The following is an 18,371-nucleotide window of genomic DNA, read 5'->3' as shown; positions in this document are numbered from 1 at the left end:
TACAGTGATCGCTGTGAAGTGTGGTTTAAGCGAAGATGAAACCTTTTCGCTTGAGCATCATGTGAACGAGTTTAATACCAACCGAAATGCTATCGGTAGCGGCCTTATGCTTGAAACGCAGTACGTCACTGGATCGCTGTAGAGCCCCCATAATCTAGCAACTTGTTTAAGTTTGGCGGCTCTTTTGCAAAAAATTTGCTGATGTCCGAAAGAGTGCAGACAATTTTCAGCGAGACTTTTGATGAGCGATTTCAAGTGGCGCCATTTTCAGGGTGACGTGATTTTATGGGCGGTGCGGTGGTATTGCCGCTTTGGGATCAGCTACCGCGATCTTGAACAGATGATGGGTGAGCGCGGTGTGCCCGTCGATCATTCCACGATTTATCGCTGGGTCCAGAAATACGCGCCGGAGATTGAAAAACGGCTGCGCTGGCATTGGCGCCGACCACAGTCAACAAGTTGGCGCGTTGATGAAACCTATGGTGCGCCTCGCCCTCTGTTTAGGAGGGATGCGTATGACTGGAATGCACGAGAGAAAGGAGGATTTGAAGAAGTGCCTTGTCTCCTGCTGTGAGGGGACATGAGCCCATGCGGCGGTGACCTGTTGTCAACTGACAGGGTGACGTAGCCCGCAGGTAAAGGGGATTGCGGCGAAGTCGTTACGCCAAGATGGTTCACGAGGCTGAAGTATTGGAAGGTTGAGGAACACGAACCGGTTCATCCGTGTCTGAGGGCTGAATCGTCGCCTCCGCCTACACGACTTAACAGGCGGAATGCCGAAGATGGTGCCGGAAATGTAAGTCGGCACGTATCCGAACAATAGCGCATACGTAAGGCGCTTATTGGGGACCATGGAGAGAATGCAGCCAGACCATGGCATCGGCATCGACTTGCAGAAAGCAAGGCAAAAGACTGCGACCGGCAGCCTCACCAATACGTAGACGTCCAGCATATGAACGAGGGAAGGCATGATGGAATGACAACGATGTTTGCATCACAAGGGAGTTGACCCAGATGTCCATCATGCTGGCGGAGTTCTCGTAGTAGTCCGCGGCAGGGAAAGCCTGTCACATGGCGAAGGGGAACAGTTCAAACTGCTTGAGGTGCAAATTACCTGACCCAACGAGGTGAAGACCTATGATAATCAGTGAAATGCAGCACAAGCTGGCAACATGGGCCGAGAGGGATCCAAACCGAAGGTTTGATCGTCTTCTTCGACTCATTGCCGATCGGGAGTGGCTCGCCGAGGCCGCCCGTATTGTTCTGGCGTCAAGTGGCGCACGAACACCGGGCATAGACGGAATAGATAAGCAACGGATGCAGGCCCGTCTGGATCAGCATCTGGACGCCCTGCGTGCAAGTCTGCTGAAGGAGAGCTATCGCCCCCCAGCCGGTGAAGCGCATCTATATCCCGAAATCGAACGGCAAGCTACGACCACTGGGTATTCCGACCCTGACGGATCGCATTGTCCAACGCGCCATGCTGATGGCCATGGAGCCGATCTGGGAGAGCGACTTCCATCGTTTATACTATGGTTTCCGGCCGGAACGCAGCGTGCATCATGCCGTCCGCACAGTGAGGATACAGCTACAGGATGGAGATGGAACGAAGGGGCGCTGGATCATCGAAGGTGATCTGGCAAGTTACTTTGACACGGTTCATCATCGACTGCTTCTTCAATGTGTGCGGCGTCGGGTACAGGACGGACGGTTTGTTGATCTTCTCTGGCGGTTGCTGAAGGCAGGTCACATTGATCGTGGCCTGTTTACGGCTTCAAGCGAACATGTTCCGCAAGGCGGCGTTCTATCACCGCTCCTGTCCAACATCATGCTCCATGAGTTTGATATGTGGCTTGAGGCGAAATACCTGAACAAGAAAGTCCGGAAGGATCGCTGGGCATGGAACTTTCGCATCAAACAAGGAAGTCCGATTGCAGTTCGTGAGAATCGGCAATGGAAGCCTGCAGTTGCCTACTCTCGCTATGCCGATGACTTTGTGGTCATCGTCAAAGGGACGAAGGCTCAGGCGGAGGAAATCCGTGAAGAATGTCGTGCTTTTCTGGAAGACAAACTTAAGCTGACGCTGAATATGGATAAGAGCCATATCACCCACGTCAATGACGGGTTTGTCTTTCTGGGGCATCGGATTATTCGTAAGCGCGGGTCGAATGGACGCATGTGCGTCGTTACAATACCCAGAGAAAAGGCTGTGGCGTTTGCTCGCAAACTGTCCGAAACCCTTTCTGGCAATCATGATATTAGCAAAGTCGGCATGGTAAGTCGGCTGAACCGTCAATTGGCGGGATGGGCGGCATTCTACAAGTTCACGGACTTCACAGCGCGTACTTTCCGGCACATCGACACAGTCGTGTTCTGGAAAATGGCGCACTGGCTGGCGCGCAAATATCGTTCCCGCATCAAACCTTTTATGCAGAAATGGTACCGAACGCCAGAGGCAGGCAAAGCAAAGACCTGGCTTGTCTATGAAATGAATGAACGTGGGAGCCCTGTTGGCAACGCGCTGCGCCGTGCAACTTGATGAAAAAGACGACAAACAACAAAAAGAATATGTGGCTTGCCGGTCGGGTGGTTATGCAGGGGCAGATTGCGAAACAGTACTCAAGAATGCTGTTGTTGCCTTATCGAGTTACAGTGGTGTTGCTACTTTTATGAACTATGAGGATTGGAACAAAGTAGTTCGCAATCCAGACGTAATGGGGCAGATGCTGAAAATTCTAGAGCACGTCCATTGAACGCGGAATCGCGTTTGAGGATTCCCCTGGCTGTCGAATTCTGATTCTATCGCTTCGACTGGTGATTTGGTCGGAGGCAATATTACCCGAGCTTTCAGTGATGATTTGCGTAGCCGCGTTCTGGCTGCGTCACGCGATGGCATGTCGGCGAGATCGGCGGCAGCCAGATTTGGAATTGGGATTTCAACGGCCATCGCCTGGATTGCCAGCGCACGGGCCGGCCAGTTGACGCCTGCCAAGCAGGGCCGACGCAGTGGTTCACGCCTCGATGCTCACGAGGACTTCATCATCCGCATAATCGAAGAGAAAAAGGATATAACGCTCAACGAGATGGTTCTGCGATTGCGCGAGGACAGAGCCGTATCGATCGGCCGCAGCGCGCTTGACGTCTGGCTGCGAAAGCGCGGCTGGACTTTCAAAAAACGTATGGCCCGCCCCGTTGCAAGAGGATTTTACGGTGTTCTGATCAGTCTGCGTCAACGTATACGGTCTCATGAGCAAGCTCATGGCCAAGATGGACATCCGCACGCTTAGAGCCCCAATAAAGACTTCGGCAACAGGTGCCATTTTTTTGCCCGGGCTTTCCAAACGCCGTTCGACTGTCAGGCCATCTTCACGATCCTTCCTGCAAACTTCGTTGGCTACGCGTTCCTTGTATGTAGCCGATCCTATTACACAGCCACTGGGTAGCTGCGTTCAAAGCCAGTTTCCTTGCGCAATGCAGCCCATGCTATCCGCGCCAACTTATTTGCTAACGCTACAACCACGGCGTTACGGTGTACGCCGCGCTCGATCATGGCCTTCAGCCATTCCCCCAGAGGCGTGTCGGTTGTCGAAAGTGACGGTAACGCTGCGCGAGCTCCATGAATGAGCAGAGTGCGTAAATAAGTGTTGCCACGTTTTGATATTCCAAGCAGCCGGGGTTTGCCGCCGGTGCTGGGCTGTTTAGGGACCAGTCCGAGCCAGGCACCCAGATCGCGCGCTTTCTTGAAGCTGCTTTCATCTCCCACTGCAGCCACCAGGGCCGTAGCATTGAGCACACCTATGCCGGGGATAGACGTCAGTCTACGCATGGCCGCATCATTGCGTGCCAGTTGGATAAATTCAGTATTCAAGGCTTCGATCTTCGTATCGAGGCCCTTCCATTCCACACGCAAATCGCCAACCAGCTGACGCATACGTGGAGATAATATTTCGTTGCTCTCTGCGAGCAGAGCATCCATGCCGATCTCGAGCTTTTTCCGTCCGACCGGGAAGATGATCCCACGTTCCAACAGAATTGCGCGAAGCTGATTGATCAGATTCCTTCGCTCTGCCACAAGGCGACTACGCACCCGATGCCGTGTCTGGATATCCAGTTGCTCCTGGCTCTTAAGATCGATAAAACGCATGGTCGGTCGAGATGCAGCTTCGGCAATCCCCTCAGCGTCCCGATCATCGTTTTTCTGGGCCTTGATGTACGGGCGAACATATTCTGGCGACATCAGCCGAACCTCGTGGCCTTGTGCCGCAAACAGCCGACCAAGATGATGAGCTCCACAACACGCTTCCATCGCTACAACGCAAGTCGGAAGTTTCGTTACGTAATTAATTAGCGTCTGACGACGCATCGTCCTGCGAGCAACTACTGAGCCAGTTGCATCAACACCCACGACGCTACAAGATGTCTTGCCCAGATCAACTCCAAGGATCACAATAGTCATTGGCTCGTTCCTTTCTTCTTCGCACACGACAGCATCTTAACAGACGCTGGCGAAAGGGGCGGGCCATTCCATAAAGACCGCGCATGCACTGGAGCAGGAGCGTCCTGACCTGCTGAAACGTCGTCAGGATTGGTTCGACGACCAACTCAATCTCGATCCGGCGCGGCTTGTCTTCATCGATGAAAGTGTGCTGCAGAGCAGCGGAAGGAGTTCAACATGAACTAAGACCGTGGCGTAAAGCTGCGTGAATGATGGGGGACGGCCCTCCGGGATCGGCTTTCAGGAGCAGGTCTCAAACCAGTCCGAGCTGCTACGGTAAAGAGCCGTGGTGGTGAGCGTCGGATGAAACGTTCGGACGAGATCCGAGCAGGTGCATGTTCAAAAGACGAACGAGAGTGAACCCTCCGAGGACGCGTCGTTATGAACCTAAGTGTCGTCCAAACCAGGACCGTTTCGTCATCCTGGGACAAGTCCGCCAGATGCCTGATGACCGGGCGGGCGGCGACCGGCGTAGAGGGGGCGTGATTTGGACATAGGCTTTCACGCGGAACTGCAGGAACCAGGCTCCTGATGCCAAGGGAGAAGCTCAAGCGGCGCAAACCGCAAGGCTAGAGTACCGATGCGGGAGACTGGGGCGGACCGACCCGTAAGAGCGTCGAGGGCCCTGTAATGGGGTCGGAGCAAAGGGGTCGGATCAGGTGGTCGTATTGTTTGAAACAACTGGAAACAGGATGACTTTGGAAAGTACGACAGACAAGCCGTTTCGAATTGAGAAACGGCAAGTGTACGAAGCTTATAAAGTGGTCAAAGCCAACCATGGCGCAGCCGGGGTAGACGGCGAGACTTTGGAAATGTTCGAGAAAGACCTTGCGAGAAATCTCTACAAGATCTGGAATCGGATGTCGTCCGGAGCCTACTTTCCGCCACCGGTGCGTGCCGTCTCCATTCCAAAGAAGGCTGGAGGCGAGAGGGTTTTGGGTGTGCCCACGGTCAGCGACCGGATCGCGCAGATGGTGGTCAAACAGATGATTGAGCCGGATTTGGACTCCGTCTTTCTTCCAGACTCATATGGGTACAGGCCGGGGAAGTCGGCCCTGGATGCCGTCGGCGTGACTCGCCAGCGGTGCTGGAAGTATGACTGGGTTTTGGAATTCGACATCAAAGGACTGTTCGACAATCTTCCACACGATCTTTTGCTGAAGGCGGTCAGGAAGCACGTCACATGCAAGTGGGCTCTGCTCTACATCGGAAGATGGCTGGCAGCGCCGATGGAGAAGGATGGCGAGATCGTTGCGCGAACGTGCGGCACCCCGCAAGGCGGTGTCGTCAGTCCCTGCCTCGCAAATCTCTTCATGCACTATGCATTCGATGTGTGGATGACGCGGACGCATCCCAACCTACCATGGTGTCGATATGCCGACGATGGTCTTGTTCACTGCCAGAACGAGCAACAAGCCAAAGCTCTCAAGGTGGAGCTGGGTTCTCAGCTGGCGGCGTGCGGACTGCAGATGCATCCGACAAAGACCAAGATCGTTTACTGCAAGGATCAACGGCGCCGGGGAACCTATCCGAATGTCGCATTCGACTTTCTTGGATATCAGTTCCGGCCGCGACGGGTGGCGAATACACAGCGGGACGAGTTCTTCTGTGGCTACACGCCTGCGGTCAGCCCAACGGCACTGAAGTCGATGCGAGCGACGATCAAAAGCTTGAACATCCCGCGGCAGACGCCGGGGACGCTGGCTGAAATCGCCCGACAGATCAATCCACTCCTCCGGGGATGGATTGCCTATTATGGACGGTACAGCCGCTCGGCCCTGTCCACTCTGGCTGATTACGTCAATCAGAAACTCAGGGCCTGGATCAGGCGAAAGTTCAAGCGCTTTCAGTCCCATAAAACCCGTGCCAGCCTCTTCTTGCGAAAGTTGGCGCGGGAAAATCCGGGGCTGTTCGTACATTGGAAGGCGTTCGGAACGAACACGTTTACCTGATGGGAGCGGTGTGAATCGAGAGGTTCACGCACCGTTCTGCGAGAGGCCGGCTGGTGAAACTCCTCCGGCCTACTCACCCCGGCCTGAGCACGAAGATGTCTCGGCTTCGTGGACGGGCCCCTTGCGGAGATAGATGCCGCTCATCGGTCCCGCACGGCCATTGGAAGACGACGACGTTTACCGGAGCCCTCAGGCTATCTGGCATGACCGCGCCCATGGTCCTCGACGGTGCGATGAACGGCGTCGCATTCCAGGCCTATGTCCAGCAGGTTCTCATTCCAACCTTGGTGCCGGGCGACATCGTCATCATGGATAATCTGCCTGCACACAAAGCGGAAGGAGTACGTCACGCAATCGAAGACGCCGGATGCCGGTTGCTTTACCTTCCTCCATACAGTCCAGACTTCAACCCCATCGAGAAGGCATTCGCTAAGCTCAAGGCCGTCTTGCGCGCAAAAGCCGAGCGAACGATCGACGGCTTATGGAATACCGTTGGCCAAATCGTCACGCTGTTCGAACCACAAGAATGCGCCAACTACTTCAAATCGTGCGGATATGACCCCGAGTAAAGCGGACACGCTCTAGCGCCCGATGGTTACGAGAACCTTCCCCGAGAAGATCAGAATGCAATCTACTGGGCAATTCGGGCAATCACCCAAGATTTTACAGGCGTGACAGCGATTCCCAGTATCCTGCAGTCCGCAAGCGATGGTGACCCGTGGGCACTCGCGCAGATCATCGGAGTTTTTGCTAAACTCAAAGGAATTGGTGCGGCCAAAGAAGCTCTCAAAGGGGACGAAGCTGCAGCCACTGGAGGTTTCAAACCGTTTAAATCTACAGATACAGAATATGCAAATGAGATAAAATCTTATCCAGGATTAGAACAAGTAGATTTAACTATTTTCGGCCATCCTAAGCCATATCAACGCGCTGAATTGACCGCACAATTTACAAACGGTGACTTACTTATTAAATTCTATACAACGGATGTGAGGGGGCAACAAATCGGAACGGAACTCATTTCTAACGCAATTGAGCTCGCAGGTGTTAACAACGTAAAGACGGTGTCAGGCAGCTTTGGTAAATCAAATCTCCAAGCTTATAACGACCTAATTTCTTCAGGAAGAACTGCTACGGAAGCAGCTTGGGGAACACCTTTGGGTAAATCAATGCAATTAATGGGTTTCAAAACTGTCGAAATATCGCATGGTGCGCTCCCTCAGTTTAAGTTTGGATATTAACATGCCATGTACACCAGCCGAAATGATTGACTGGCTCATAATAAATGGGCACGCAAACGATCTCCTAGCGATGATGCGTGGAGAGAATGAGTATGCGGACATAGATTATTTTAATAAAATGGACACAAATTCGAACATACTTCGGACAATGGTTGTCCATCATCTAGAATTTATTATCCGATTTGGAAATGTGGAGAATAGTATCAAAGAAGATGGTAAGATTTTCTCGCCAAATCCAGAATATTTAGAAGCTTGGAAACTTGCTATGATGCCAGGTATTTCGACTACAAAGCTTGGTTGGATGTGCAGGGATCTCGGTATGGATAACTGTGTACAAGGGTAATTCTATATTTACCTTCGGCAGCAGCCTTTTTTGGCTTTTCGGCCGGGCTTACCACTGGTTATCGAACTCGGCACTCTGGGCTTTGATACCAGGCAGGTTACTCGAAACCTGATCCAGGGTTTTAACAGTGGCAACCTGACCTTGACCGGGTCCTGGAGACCATTCAAGACGGCGTAATCCAATCTGGTCTTTCGTCCACTTTCTATGGTTCTAACTTTGCCAGCGGCGTTCTGGCTTCACTGGTTTCCTATGTCGCGTAATCAGATAATACTGGTGAAAATTGCAAGCGCAATGGAGCATTACTCTATGCATCAAATCAGTCTCTAATCGAAGTAGCCTAGCCAAGTCTGCAGAATTGAGCGCTACCTGGAATAATCCATCTCTATCATTTTCTGAGAAGATTGATGAGCTCTATGATGAGGGTCTTGATGCCATGGGTATTATGGCAGCCGCTGCGATGGGGGAGCCGATAATAGTTCTGGAATCGCCGGGAAAGGCCTGATCTCATCCGCCCGCGCCACACATATCCTGCATGGTAATGGTACAGGGGTGGGTATTTGTGGCCTGGTGGTCCAGGTAAAAGCCCCTTTCCCAAGAGCTGGACATCACAACGAATACTGGATGAAGTGGATGCGATCGCGAAGAATCCCAATATCATCGGGACAACACAATATAATCAGCGTATCGTGAAAGAAGCTGTAGTTGATAATGTTAAAATCAGGGTCGTCATAGAACCAGCCTCAAAGGGGGGTGGTGTTGTGACCGCATTTCCTACAAATGTACCTAGGAATCCGTAGTTATGACTTCAAAAAATTCCGAAAATTTTCAGAAGATTGAAAGTCTTTTGATTGAATCTCTTAATAAAGTGAGTGAATACATCGATGATAAAGACCATAAAGATGTACAAGAATATATAAACCATCAAGAGTACGGAGTTGCATGGGAGTTGTTGTGGTGCATTTTAGTAGATAAACAAGTGATCATTCCAGAATCGATGAGGATAAGTGTAAGAATGATGAGGTTAGGAACTGACCAATGATAGCCTTCAGATGCGCGACAGAGTGATGTATTGCGATGGCGCGCGATCAGTTTGCCGGACACAATGTGCGATCCTGAGGAGACTGAGATGATAGAAAAAGCAAAAGAATGGTCTTCGAGGGGTAAATCAGTGCAGCAGCTAATTAGGGAACTAGAGAGTTTCGAAAACAAAGAAATGAAGGTTCTTTTGCACGTAGATGGTGTTGAAGGCGCGAAGGAAATCAGTTTGGTTGGAAAAAAAGATGGAGCCTGTCCGATTTTCAGCTTCGATTCTAACACGGGAAAAGGATAGTTTTTTCTTTGCAGTTTCAATTGAAGTTTATACTGGTCAGGTGTTGCACTGCGTCAGCTCGAATGGAAACACCTCATCCACGGCTTCTACTCGATCTGAGGCAAGGAAGAGAAAAGCAGCAGCGAGAACATCGTCGCCAATGTCGGCTCTGAGCTTTCGGCTGGGAATGATGTTTCGATCAAAGCCCGCGAGACAGATGTTAATATTGTAGGCTAGAGAGTTGAAGCCGGAAACGAAATCGCGCTCGATGCGGCTCGTGACGTCAATATCCTTCCTGGCGCGGAAAGCTGTGCGTCCGAAGACAAGGAAAAGCGTTCAGGCTTTGGCGTTCAGGTGAAGTCCAGCGAAGGCAGCGCTTCCATCGGTATCGGATTTGGTTCGTCGAAAGACCAAACGAAGCAAGGTGCTGAGACCAATGCTGTCTCCAGTCTACAAGCTGGCGACAACGTCATCATCAATGCGGGCCGCGATGCGAACCTTCAAGCCGCACTTGTTGAAGCCGAAAATGATGTTGCCATTACCGCGGAGCGTGATGTCAATCTTCTCGCAGCTCAGGACAAGACCAATTACGAGCATATGCACGAGGAGCTTTTTGGGGGCATAACCGCGAAAGGTGAAAGCGAAACCGGAAAGGCGCTTTCAGCAGTCTCTCCGGGCGAGATCATCAATAACAATCTGGACAGTCAGCAGCAGAACGTTGATGATCTGCGGCGCGACACAACCGATACCAATACGTCGCTCCCCGGAATACCTGATCTTCAGAAACTTCTCAGTGAGCAACTGAAGGCGCAACAACTTTACGACGACGCAGCCGCCAAAGCGGCCAAGATGATCGACGATTATGCTGATGGCAAGAGTACGTACGTACGAGTATACACGGAAGGCAAGACGGACCAAGGTGGGCAATGGATAATGACGTTGGATTATAATAAGGGGCTTTCACCACAGCAAATAGCCGATAAATTTGATCTTCCACTTATACCCTTACATATAACAGTTGAGACGCCCCCTGAGGGCACGATAATTCGGACAGGAACAGTTAATTCGGGAAATTTTGGCGGGAGTGGTGGCGGGACCCAGTTTGAACTTTTAACGAGATTCCCCGATACAGCGTTCAACAACCCTGTGAAGTTGCCATGAAGTTTCGACATAAACCGCGACAAATAATTGAAATTGATGGAAAGCTTCTCGTCGTTTTTCAATGGGGAGAGTTGACTGAACAGAGTAATCCAAGAGTTTGGGAGAATGTTCAGTTGTTTGATCATCTGGGAACAGAAATCTGGACTGTAAATGGCATGGAAAGGAGCCAATATTGGAAAAGTAATAGAGACACTTTTGTGGGGATTCGGGAAGAGTCAAGTTGCATTCAACTGACTTCATTTAGCGGAAACACGTATGACCTTGATCTGAAGACTGGAAGAGTTACATACAGGGAATTTCATAAATAAGCGACAAATATATCTCCTTCGCCACTAATCATCAATCTTGGGTGCACTTAAATTAGGCCCTGTTAACAACGTGTTGCTATCAACGCCATCTTGCCCCTAGGATAAGTCTAAGCCTTATCCTTAACCTGTGTGCAGATGCGCGTTGATCTATGATGTAGTGAGTGCGCAGATTACAAGCCGGCAATATCGCGTCAGACAGTGTTTGCAGCTTGGCGCAATTCGCGATGAATGCAGATGTGAAGCGGCCGCCAGAAAAATGATGAAGGTTGTAGCTCGGGTCGCGAATGGATACCAAACACTGCAAGTGTCCTGTCAACTTGAAGCGCCTATGCGCCGCTATCGACGTCTTACCGGATGATGAGAAATCTCGGCCCGATTGTTCAAGCCTTCGTGCTGGCTGTGATAGAGCGGGGAACGATTGACATGCATGCCCTCTTATCCGCCGCTGAGACTTACATCAAAGTTAAGGTTACGGTGCCGGAGGTCCAATGGTACCTACCAATTGGTGAGGCAATTTAGCATCTTCTTCTGTTTGTGGGCAAATTTTCAATGTGAGGAGAAGGTGAAAGGATTATGACGGCTAGAATAATTTTCGATTTGAACGAATGGTTGCCGAGCGATGGAGAAGACGAAATAGCTTTTGCTTACAATAGACGTTTTCTAGAAGTGATTGTTATCTACCGTGGAAATGAATACGAAGAGGAGAAAAAAACTCTCAGGTTTAAAGATACTTCATTCTGGGCGGTAGGAGCATTCCCGGGCGTAACCCAGGTCGGAAAGTATGACATTGGAGATTTTGTGACGGGTGCTGTAATAGAGGCTAGCCAATCGGAACTCAGCAAATCTTGGGCAAGTTATTGGGACTCATCAAAGGTAAACCGACAGTGCAGACATTTTGTAATGTTTTGGGAATCTTTGAATAAAGTAGTTCATGTGGTTGCAGAATCTGTTGAATGTGTATGAATCTGGGTTCCGTTGCAAAAATTTGGCCGGCGCTGACCTGATGTGATGGAGGGCATCTCCTCCCGGCACCGCGATGTGCGAAGATATAGGATGTCGAATTCATTTCAGGACACAGATGTTACTTGGCATCACAAAGATCAGCCAGAACAACTGCATCTTGTTTCGCGTAAACATCATACAGCGCCGGATCCTGTTGAAGAAAACCCGCATCCTGGTGGGACCGGTGGATACTTGCAGTGGGGAAAAGAATAATGTTAACAGATTTGGAAAAAGTCTTTCGAAACTTGGCCCAATATTCTTGGAAGGAATGGGTTTATATTGAGAGGACAGATGTTAGAGATTCCAAAACAAAGTGTCTGGTCCTTAACCCCGACAATGCTGAATTGGGTTCCGATGATTTTACGCCTGAACCGGTTGAGCGCCTGGATATGGTGGAGTTTCTTTCAGTTCAAGACCTTGTGTCTGTGAAAGAGAATTTGCTCAGGAACCGCCCGGGAGCCACTATTTTCGACATGTGTGATGCGGCGGTTTTTTACTTCGAAAATGATGCCTTCGTCTAGTCACGTGAAACGTGGGCGATGGCGATACAGTCATCATCGAAGCAGGCCGCGATATCAATGCGGTCGGTGCGCAGGTGAGCGCCGGTTATGATCAGTACGGGCTTCCGACAGGTGGGCGTGGTGATATTGGGCTCATTGCTGGCAATGACATCAATCTGGAAAGTGCCAAAGCAACCACTGAAAACTCCAGCAAGAATGTCTCTGGCGGAGTTTCTATTGATCTCCTGAACCCTGGCGTGAACTTCAACTACGGTCAGGGGAAAGGCAACGATACCACTCTCACCAACATCAACACGCATGTGACAGGCAGCGGAACTGTCTATGTCAACTCCGGCAATGACACAAACCTGCGGGGTGCGACGGTTTCCGGCGAGACCGTGATTGCTGATATTGGCGGCGATCTGAACATTGAAAGTCAGCTCGATACTGCGACAGCCAAGGCCAATCAGGTCAATGTCAGCGGTGGTGTTGGAACGAACGCTCAGGGCCAGACAAGCGGCGGCATCTCCGGATCTTATCAGACAGCCAAGGGTGATGCGGCAATCGTTTCGGAACAATCCGGCATTCATGCCGGCGAAGGTGGCTTCGACATAAAGGTCGACGGCAACACCAAGCTGACCGGTGGTCTGATCACGAGCGAGGCCGATCCTGAAAACAATCGTCTTGAAACCGGAACGCTTGAGTTCGAGGATCTCGACACGCATTCCAAATGGAAAGCTGACACCTATGGCGGTGGCTTCGGCGCAAGTGGCCCACTCGTCTCGCCGCCGATCAAGGAAGGTGAAAGCGAAACAGGCAAGGCGCTTTCAGCAATCTCTCCAGGCGAGATCATCATTACCAATCCCGACAATCAGCAGCAGAACGTTGATGATCTCCGGCGCGATACGACAGATACCAATACCTCGCTGCCCGGCATTCCGGACCTTCAGAAACTCCTCAGTGAGCAGCTGAAGACGCAGCAACTTTACGACGACGCAACTGCCAAAGCGGCCAAGATGATCGGAGATTATGCGACCGCTAAGGCTAAGGCCGCTCTGGATAACGGGCAAATCGAAGAATATGAGTTTTGGAAAGACGGCGGAACCGGGCCTGCCATCCTGCACGCTATCGCGGGCGGACTTCTTGGAGGCGTCACCGACTTTAACGGAATGCTTGCCGGCATGCTTGGTGGAGCATCATCAGCGATGCTCGCGCCAGAAATCCACAAGCTCGTCGCGCAATTTGTGAAGGACGCAGGCGTGACCGGCGCTGCGGCGGGGGGAACCGGTGCCGCATATGCAGGAAACGCTTATCAAAATAACTATTTAACCCATAAGGAAATGGAGGAGGCCAATGCTGAGCGAGCCGGACTTCTCAAAGCGATTGCCGAATGTAAGTCGCAGGTAGCATCGACATGTAGTGGAGAGACACTTGCGGGGCTAGAGCAGAATCTAGAAGAAAGTACTACGTACTATCGGAGTCTATCCGATACTAACAATGCGGCGTTGATGAAAGCCTGCGCTGCAGCGATGACGAGCGAGGCTTGTGTCAAAGGACTTAGCGATCTAAAAAATGCGGTTGATGTTGAGTATGGTTTACAAGCAAATATTCTTGGAACCAGCACCGTAAATACAGCCGACTCTCTATTGTTAGGAGTGCTGAACGATGCTGTATCGGGGAAAATCCCAGCCAATGAAATTGGCGGCGCTTACCAGCAGGCGCTCATCAAGGATCAGCAGATTACAGCCGGCGTCGGTGCTTTAGCTGTACTAACCGCCGTTGGCGTAGTTGTTGGACCAGAGGTATATGCATACTGTTTGGCAAACGCTGCATCGTGTACAGCGATCGTCACCGAAGCACTCGATTGCGCAGCAACAGTCACGTGCGCAGCCTCCGGGGGTATGCTAACAGCGGCTGCCGCTACAAAGATCGCCGAACAACTTGAAAAGAATACCATTGGTTGGACTGGGAAGCTGGGTGAAGATTACCTAAAAAAATTGGGAGGACAGTCGCAAGCTTACTTCCCAACGTCGGACGGAGGGCGATATGTTGATCAGCTTGTTGCAGGTGTTGCTCACGAATCAAAGCTCGGATACACAAGTTTGACTTCCTCTGTGCTAAGGCAGGTTCAGAAAGATGTTGAGTTGATGGCGGTTAGTGACGTGGAAGCAGTGGTTTGGCACTTCTTTGTAAGCCCCGTAACGAACAGAGGCGGACCGTCCAAGCAGTTGCAAAAATTACTGGAAAGTAATGGAATTAAGGTTGAAATTCACAATGGAATATAAACTTAACTCTTTGCCAATCGCCCCTGTCTTTTCTGAAAGAACTCGGAAAGAGCTGAAGATATACTACGACTGGTACATAGGTAGTATCACGGATAGAACTGAGATTCTTGTCAATGAAATTCGTAAGAAGGAGAAGTACAAGTCGGTCTCTTTCGATTACGCGCCAGAAACGCTATTGCCGCTGGGGGAATGGTTTGCATCAGTTGTCGAAACGCGGCAACGTACTGAGTCTGAACTGCAAGAAATAGTTAGTAGTTTAAAGTTTCCGATAGAGGTGCCGAAGGAGGAACTAACAAATAAAACGTTCTCCGTGGCACTAGATGTAGGAATGTATTTAAGTCAGGTTTTTTTGAAGAAATTCGACGATTTGAATTGGACACAGACATGGGGTCGTAAAGATTCGGTGGACTATGGCCAACCGGTTTTGTCGCCGTTCCAGAAGCGGGTGTTCAATCCAACTCGAATGATGGTTGTCCAAGCATATGGGGTTTCTCGAGGGAGTAAAAATTCAAATAGTCTATCGGAACTGTTCAATACTTGGACGCAAATGAAGTTGACGGGAGAGTTTGATAAAGCGATTCGGGTGGCTCCTTGATATGCATTTACTGGTGCAACAATATCAGGTCCTGTTGACAAGGTGTTGCAATGCGATTCCTGCAGCTAGTGTGAAATCTCGGTTTCTACTGTGATGTCCTGCATATCAGATGCAGCAAGTAAGTATCCCTCCGGATCGACTATAACATTCGTGAGGTCAACTCCAGTTGAACTTAGAGGACTGAATCTTAATGCGACGTTCACACTGGAAATCCCCAAAAAGGAGCGGTTCCCCAGAGGATGATTAATGACCTGCGAAAAAACAATGTCGTAGGAATTTCACGGCGTCATGACGGGTCTTATGAAAAAGGAGAATATCATGCGGGGAATTTTTGCGGTGGGGATCGCGATAGCGGTCAGTGGATGCGGTACGCCAGGAGCAGATAAGCAAGCCAATTTGAGTGCAAAAACCCAGAAAAACGCAGACCGTTTTATTGGCCCTGTCGGCTCGAAGCTGTGATTTTGGCCAAATTTAAGCACGAACGCAGAACGATCGCAATATTGCGGCAGTCACGTTGTCAGTGACGTTGCCCCCAAGTTTTATCCAGTTTTGAGTTCGCTCCAGGGGTTTTGGGTTGCTGTATTCGTGGCGGTAGCGGCGGGTTGCGGTGCGGAGCCGTTCCGGCTGCGCAGCACCGCACCACGTCGCGGGTTAATTGTCTGAGCAAACTCGGCAGGCGTCATCCAGCCGAGTCCAGAGTGTGGTCGATGATCGTTGTAATCGCTGCGCCAGTTTAAAAGCGCTGATCGTGCATGGGTCAGTGACGAGAAGAGCGTTTCATTCAGGAGCTCGTCTCGTAGCCGTCCATTGAAGCTTTCGATGAAGGCGTTCTGGATCGGTTTGCCAGGCGCTATATAGTGCCATTCCACTTTGGTCCGATCCGCCCAATGCAGGATTGCGTTACTGGTGAACTCACTGCCGTTGTCACTGACGATCATCTTCGGTTTGCCACGTCTTTCGATGATCCGGTCCAACTCACGAGCAACCCGCAAGCCGGAAAGGGACGTATCGGCGACAAGAGTCAGGCATTCTTGAGTGCGTGGTGGGCCTCGCCCTTGTTGATGCCGATCTGGGCGCGGCGCTGCATATCGGTGTCGAGAATCCACTCTACAATAAAGAGAGTGCGCTCGACGCGTCCGACTTCCCGAAGTGCGGTCGCCAAATCGTTCTGCCGGGGATAGGGGGCAAGTTTCCGGAGCAACTGGCTCGGCCTGATCTTGCCGGCGGTCATGGTGGCGGCGCACCGGAACAGATCAGGCCAGTTTGCCACAATCAGTTCTTCGCGGATTTTGCCGCCGACCAGGCCGCGTAAATCCTTAGGCGTTGCTGCGGGGTTGAACACGTAGAGCCGTTTTGACGGCAAATCGCGGATGCGCAGGATGAGCCGGTAGCCGAGCATTCCACTGGTCCCGAACAGATGATCGGTAAACCCCGCTGAATCAGCGTATTGCTCGCCAACCTGCCTGCCTGCTTCATTCAACAACAGGCCATCGAGAATGTACGGCGCTTCACTCACCGTCGCGGGAATAGTCTGCGAGGCGAACGGCGCGAACTGGTCGTTGACGTGGGTGTCGGCTTTCAGCAGACCGGGTCCATTGCCGTATTTGGCGTTGATCATGTTCATGGCCTCGCCCTGTCGTGCCGAAGGGAAGAACTGGCCATCGCTAGATCCCGTCGTTCCCATGCCCCAGAACCGGGACATCGGCAGCTTCCCTTGCGAGGCCACGACCATCGCCAGCGCCTGGTCCATGGCCTCGCTCTCGACATGCCAACGTGCAAGACGCGACAGCTGCCAGTAATCATGGGTGTTCGAGGCTTCCGCCATTTTCCGAAGGCCGAGATCCAGCCCTTCCGCAAGCAGGACATTCAGCAAGCCGACCCGGTCGCTGCACGGGGCTCCGGTTCTCAGGTGGGAGAACGCGTCGGAGAAGCCGACCGCTTCATCGACCTCCAGCAAGATGTCTGTGATCCGGACGGACGGCATCCGGCGATAGAGATCGAGAACCAGCTCCTCAGCGTTTTAGGGAACGTCCGCGGTGAGCCGGTCGATCCGCAGCGAGACATCATTTACGAAGCCCCGGATGGGAAATAAGCATTATAGAAGTTAAAACCGGTAATGCTGGCCTTTCGATAAGGCAAAGTGAAATCTATCCGCAAATAAAAGATGGTAACGCGATACCTAGAGGAAAAGTGGCACGCGAGTTCGGGTTGATTCCCAATATGCCGTTGAAAAACCAAGGTTACCCGAATGGGATACCAATTGAAATTAAGAATTTTACAGGAGTAGGAGAATGAAAGAAGATCAACTTGAACCGACAATCCTGTCACTTGGATGGATCATAGATGAGGATGAATTAAACAACGCTTTTGCGAATTATATTCTTGAAGACCGTGTTGTTCAGTGGATTTTCAGCTTCGATAAAATTCGGGGTCAGCAGAAAATAGGCGGGATGCTCTCTTTATCGACGGATAAATTCTCTGATGCTTGTTCGATAATATTCGGAGAAGATAAATCCTATTATCCACTTGTCCGGTCATTGAAGAATATTGATGTAAGAGCCGAAAATCTGACCGTTAATAATGTAAAGGAAGCATCGGATTCGGCGTTGATTTGGGCACAATGCCAGAACTTAGAAAACGCGTTGAAGGAGTATTCTTTGCTTCCGACGAGCGCTCCTGGGGCCCGGCCAATATGGCATTTGGCCGCCTTAGCAATATTAGGGGATGTTGAGAAACTTCAGATTTATCATGATGGATTTCGAAATGGAGAGCATCTGGGATTTGCTCCATATATAGGTATGGAGCATATAAATCGTGCCCTAGCTATATCGAGCGGTGAAGCTTTTCGAATGTAATAGTCACCAAGGCAAAAGGGCTTTCAACTTGGATAAAGCCTTCTTTATAGGGTTGAAGTATGGGCTGTTGAGTTTCACCTGAATTTACACAGGTTTTTCTAGAGCGCGTCCATTGAACGCGGAATCGCGTTGAGGATTCCCTTGGTCGCCGAATTCTGATTCCATCGCTCCGACTGGTGATTTGGTTGGAGGCAATATGACCCGGGCTTTCAGTGATGATCTGCGTAGCCGCGCTCTGGCTGCGTCAGGGGAAGGCATGTCGGCGCGTTCAGCGGGCAAAGTGTAACGCTCGACACGGCAAAAGCGACCAATAATGGTTCCGACA

17 protein-coding genes and 7 pseudogenes are annotated in these 18,371 nt (G+C 51.0%); 21 read left to right on the top strand and 3 right to left on the bottom strand.

Going from position 1 to position 18,371, the window contains the following annotated elements; all coding sequences use genetic code 11:
- Nucleotides 1-241 precede the first annotated feature (241 nt).
- From KMS41_26245 to KMS41_26230, 4 genes and pseudogenes are all read left to right on the top strand, one after another.
- Nucleotides 242-481 (top strand): annotated as a pseudogene (locus KMS41_26245) (IS6 family transposase).
- Nucleotides 482-1,152: 671 nt separating this feature from the next.
- Nucleotides 1,153-2,539, top strand: a pseudogene (gene ltrA, locus KMS41_26240) (group II intron reverse transcriptase/maturase).
- The gene (locus tag KMS41_26235; GenBank protein ID QWK81319.1) at nucleotides 2,511-2,753 is read left to right on the top strand and encodes a hypothetical protein; all 243 of its coding nucleotides are present in this window, start codon (nucleotides 2,511-2,513) and stop codon (nucleotides 2,751-2,753) included. Before ltrA (KMS41_26240) ends, KMS41_26235 begins: the two are co-directional and overlap by 29 nt.
- 81 nt (nucleotides 2,754-2,834) lie before the next feature.
- A pseudogene (locus tag KMS41_26230) lies at nucleotides 2,835-3,185 on the top strand (transposase).
- A gap of 239 nt (nucleotides 3,186-3,424) precedes the next feature.
- Here KMS41_26230 and KMS41_26225 read toward each other — a convergent pair.
- Nucleotides 3,425-4,456, bottom strand: coding sequence for an IS110 family transposase (locus KMS41_26225; protein QWK81318.1), 1,032 nt, complete (start codon nucleotides 4,454-4,456; stop codon nucleotides 3,425-3,427).
- A 73-nt stretch (nucleotides 4,457-4,529) separates the two neighbouring features.
- Here KMS41_26225 and KMS41_26220 point away from each other — a divergent pair.
- The 16 genes and pseudogenes from KMS41_26220 (at nucleotide 4,530) to KMS41_26145 (ending at nucleotide 15,650) form a co-directional block, all read left to right on the top strand.
- Nucleotides 4,530-4,643, top strand: a pseudogene (locus tag KMS41_26220) (IS630 family transposase).
- Nucleotides 4,644-5,187: 544 nt separating this feature from the next.
- On the top strand, nucleotides 5,188-6,447 hold the full coding sequence (ltrA, locus tag KMS41_26215) for a group II intron reverse transcriptase/maturase (protein ID QWK81871.1): 1,260 nt from the start codon (nucleotides 5,188-5,190) through the stop codon (nucleotides 6,445-6,447).
- 80 nt (nucleotides 6,448-6,527) lie between these two features.
- Nucleotides 6,528-7,016 (top strand): annotated as a pseudogene (locus KMS41_26210) (IS630 family transposase).
- A 102-nt stretch (nucleotides 7,017-7,118) separates the two neighbouring features.
- On the top strand, nucleotides 7,119-7,688 hold the full coding sequence (locus tag KMS41_26205) for a hypothetical protein (GenBank protein ID QWK81317.1): 570 nt from the start codon (nucleotides 7,119-7,121) through the stop codon (nucleotides 7,686-7,688).
- Complete coding sequence (locus KMS41_26200; protein QWK81316.1) at nucleotides 7,654-8,031, top strand: hypothetical protein; 378 nt, start codon at nucleotides 7,654-7,656, stop codon at nucleotides 8,029-8,031. Before KMS41_26205 ends, KMS41_26200 begins: the two co-directional genes overlap by 35 nt.
- Nucleotides 8,032-8,588: 557 nt before the next feature.
- Nucleotides 8,589-8,828, top strand: a complete 240-nt coding sequence (locus KMS41_26195) for an EndoU domain-containing protein (protein QWK81315.1) — start codon at nucleotides 8,589-8,591, stop codon at nucleotides 8,826-8,828.
- A gap of 2 nt (nucleotides 8,829-8,830) precedes the next feature.
- The gene (locus KMS41_26190) at nucleotides 8,831-9,070 is read left to right on the top strand and encodes a hypothetical protein (GenBank protein QWK81314.1); all 240 of its coding nucleotides are present in this window, start codon (nucleotides 8,831-8,833) and stop codon (nucleotides 9,068-9,070) included.
- A gap of 87 nt (nucleotides 9,071-9,157) precedes the next feature.
- On the top strand, nucleotides 9,158-9,361 hold the full coding sequence (locus KMS41_26185; protein QWK81313.1) for a hypothetical protein: 204 nt from the start codon (nucleotides 9,158-9,160) through the stop codon (nucleotides 9,359-9,361).
- Nucleotides 9,362-9,490: 129 nt separating this feature from the next.
- Nucleotides 9,491-9,577 (top strand): hypothetical protein, encoded by an 87-nt coding sequence (locus KMS41_26180; GenBank protein ID QWK81870.1) that lies wholly within the window; start codon nucleotides 9,491-9,493, stop codon nucleotides 9,575-9,577.
- Between the two features lie 21 nt (nucleotides 9,578-9,598).
- A complete protein-coding gene (locus KMS41_26175) occupies nucleotides 9,599-10,501 on the top strand; it encodes a hemagglutinin repeat-containing protein (GenBank protein ID QWK81869.1) in 903 nt (300 codons plus the stop codon).
- 881 nt (nucleotides 10,502-11,382) lie between these two features.
- Entirely contained in the window at nucleotides 11,383-11,772 is a 390-nt protein-coding gene (locus tag KMS41_26170) for a hypothetical protein (GenBank protein QWK81312.1), read from the top strand.
- Nucleotides 11,773-11,862: 90 nt separating this feature from the next.
- Complete coding sequence (locus KMS41_26165; protein QWK81311.1) at nucleotides 11,863-12,024, top strand: HNH endonuclease; 162 nt, start codon at nucleotides 11,863-11,865, stop codon at nucleotides 12,022-12,024.
- Nucleotides 12,024-12,332 carry a hypothetical protein gene (locus KMS41_26160; protein QWK81310.1) on the top strand — a complete coding sequence of 103 codons (309 nt, stop codon included), beginning with the start codon at nucleotides 12,024-12,026 and terminating at the stop codon, nucleotides 12,330-12,332. Before KMS41_26165 ends, KMS41_26160 begins: the two co-directional genes overlap by 1 nt.
- An 11-nt stretch (nucleotides 12,333-12,343) precedes the next feature.
- Nucleotides 12,344-14,596 (top strand): hemagglutinin repeat-containing protein, encoded by a 2,253-nt coding sequence (locus KMS41_26155; GenBank protein ID QWK81309.1) that lies wholly within the window; start codon nucleotides 12,344-12,346, stop codon nucleotides 14,594-14,596.
- Nucleotides 14,586-15,191 (top strand): hypothetical protein, encoded by a 606-nt coding sequence (locus tag KMS41_26150; GenBank protein QWK81308.1) that lies wholly within the window; start codon nucleotides 14,586-14,588, stop codon nucleotides 15,189-15,191. Before KMS41_26155 ends, KMS41_26150 begins: the two co-directional genes overlap by 11 nt.
- Nucleotides 15,192-15,479: 288 nt before the next feature.
- A complete protein-coding gene (locus KMS41_26145) occupies nucleotides 15,480-15,650 on the top strand; it encodes a hypothetical protein (GenBank protein ID QWK81307.1) in 171 nt (56 codons plus the stop codon).
- An 80-nt stretch (nucleotides 15,651-15,730) separates the two neighbouring features.
- Here KMS41_26145 and KMS41_26140 read toward each other — a convergent pair.
- Together KMS41_26140 and KMS41_26135 are read right to left on the bottom strand one after the other, a co-directional pair.
- A pseudogene (locus KMS41_26140) lies at nucleotides 15,731-16,228 on the bottom strand (integrase core domain-containing protein).
- A pseudogene (locus tag KMS41_26135) lies at nucleotides 16,216-17,268 on the bottom strand (Tn3 family transposase). Before KMS41_26135 ends, KMS41_26140 begins: the two co-directional pseudogenes overlap by 13 nt.
- Before the next feature lie 214 nt (nucleotides 17,269-17,482).
- Between KMS41_26135 and KMS41_26130 the strand changes: the two are divergent.
- Entirely contained in the window at nucleotides 17,483-18,046 is a 564-nt protein-coding gene (locus KMS41_26130; protein QWK81306.1) for a hypothetical protein, read from the top strand.
- The last annotated feature ends 325 nt before the right edge of the window (nucleotides 18,047-18,371 follow it).

The sequence above is a fragment of the Ochrobactrum sp. BTU1 genome (assembly GCA_018798825.1).
Classification (GTDB): Bacteria; Pseudomonadota; Alphaproteobacteria; order Rhizobiales; family Rhizobiaceae; genus Brucella.
This window is presented reverse-complemented; position numbering and strand designations above follow the sequence as displayed.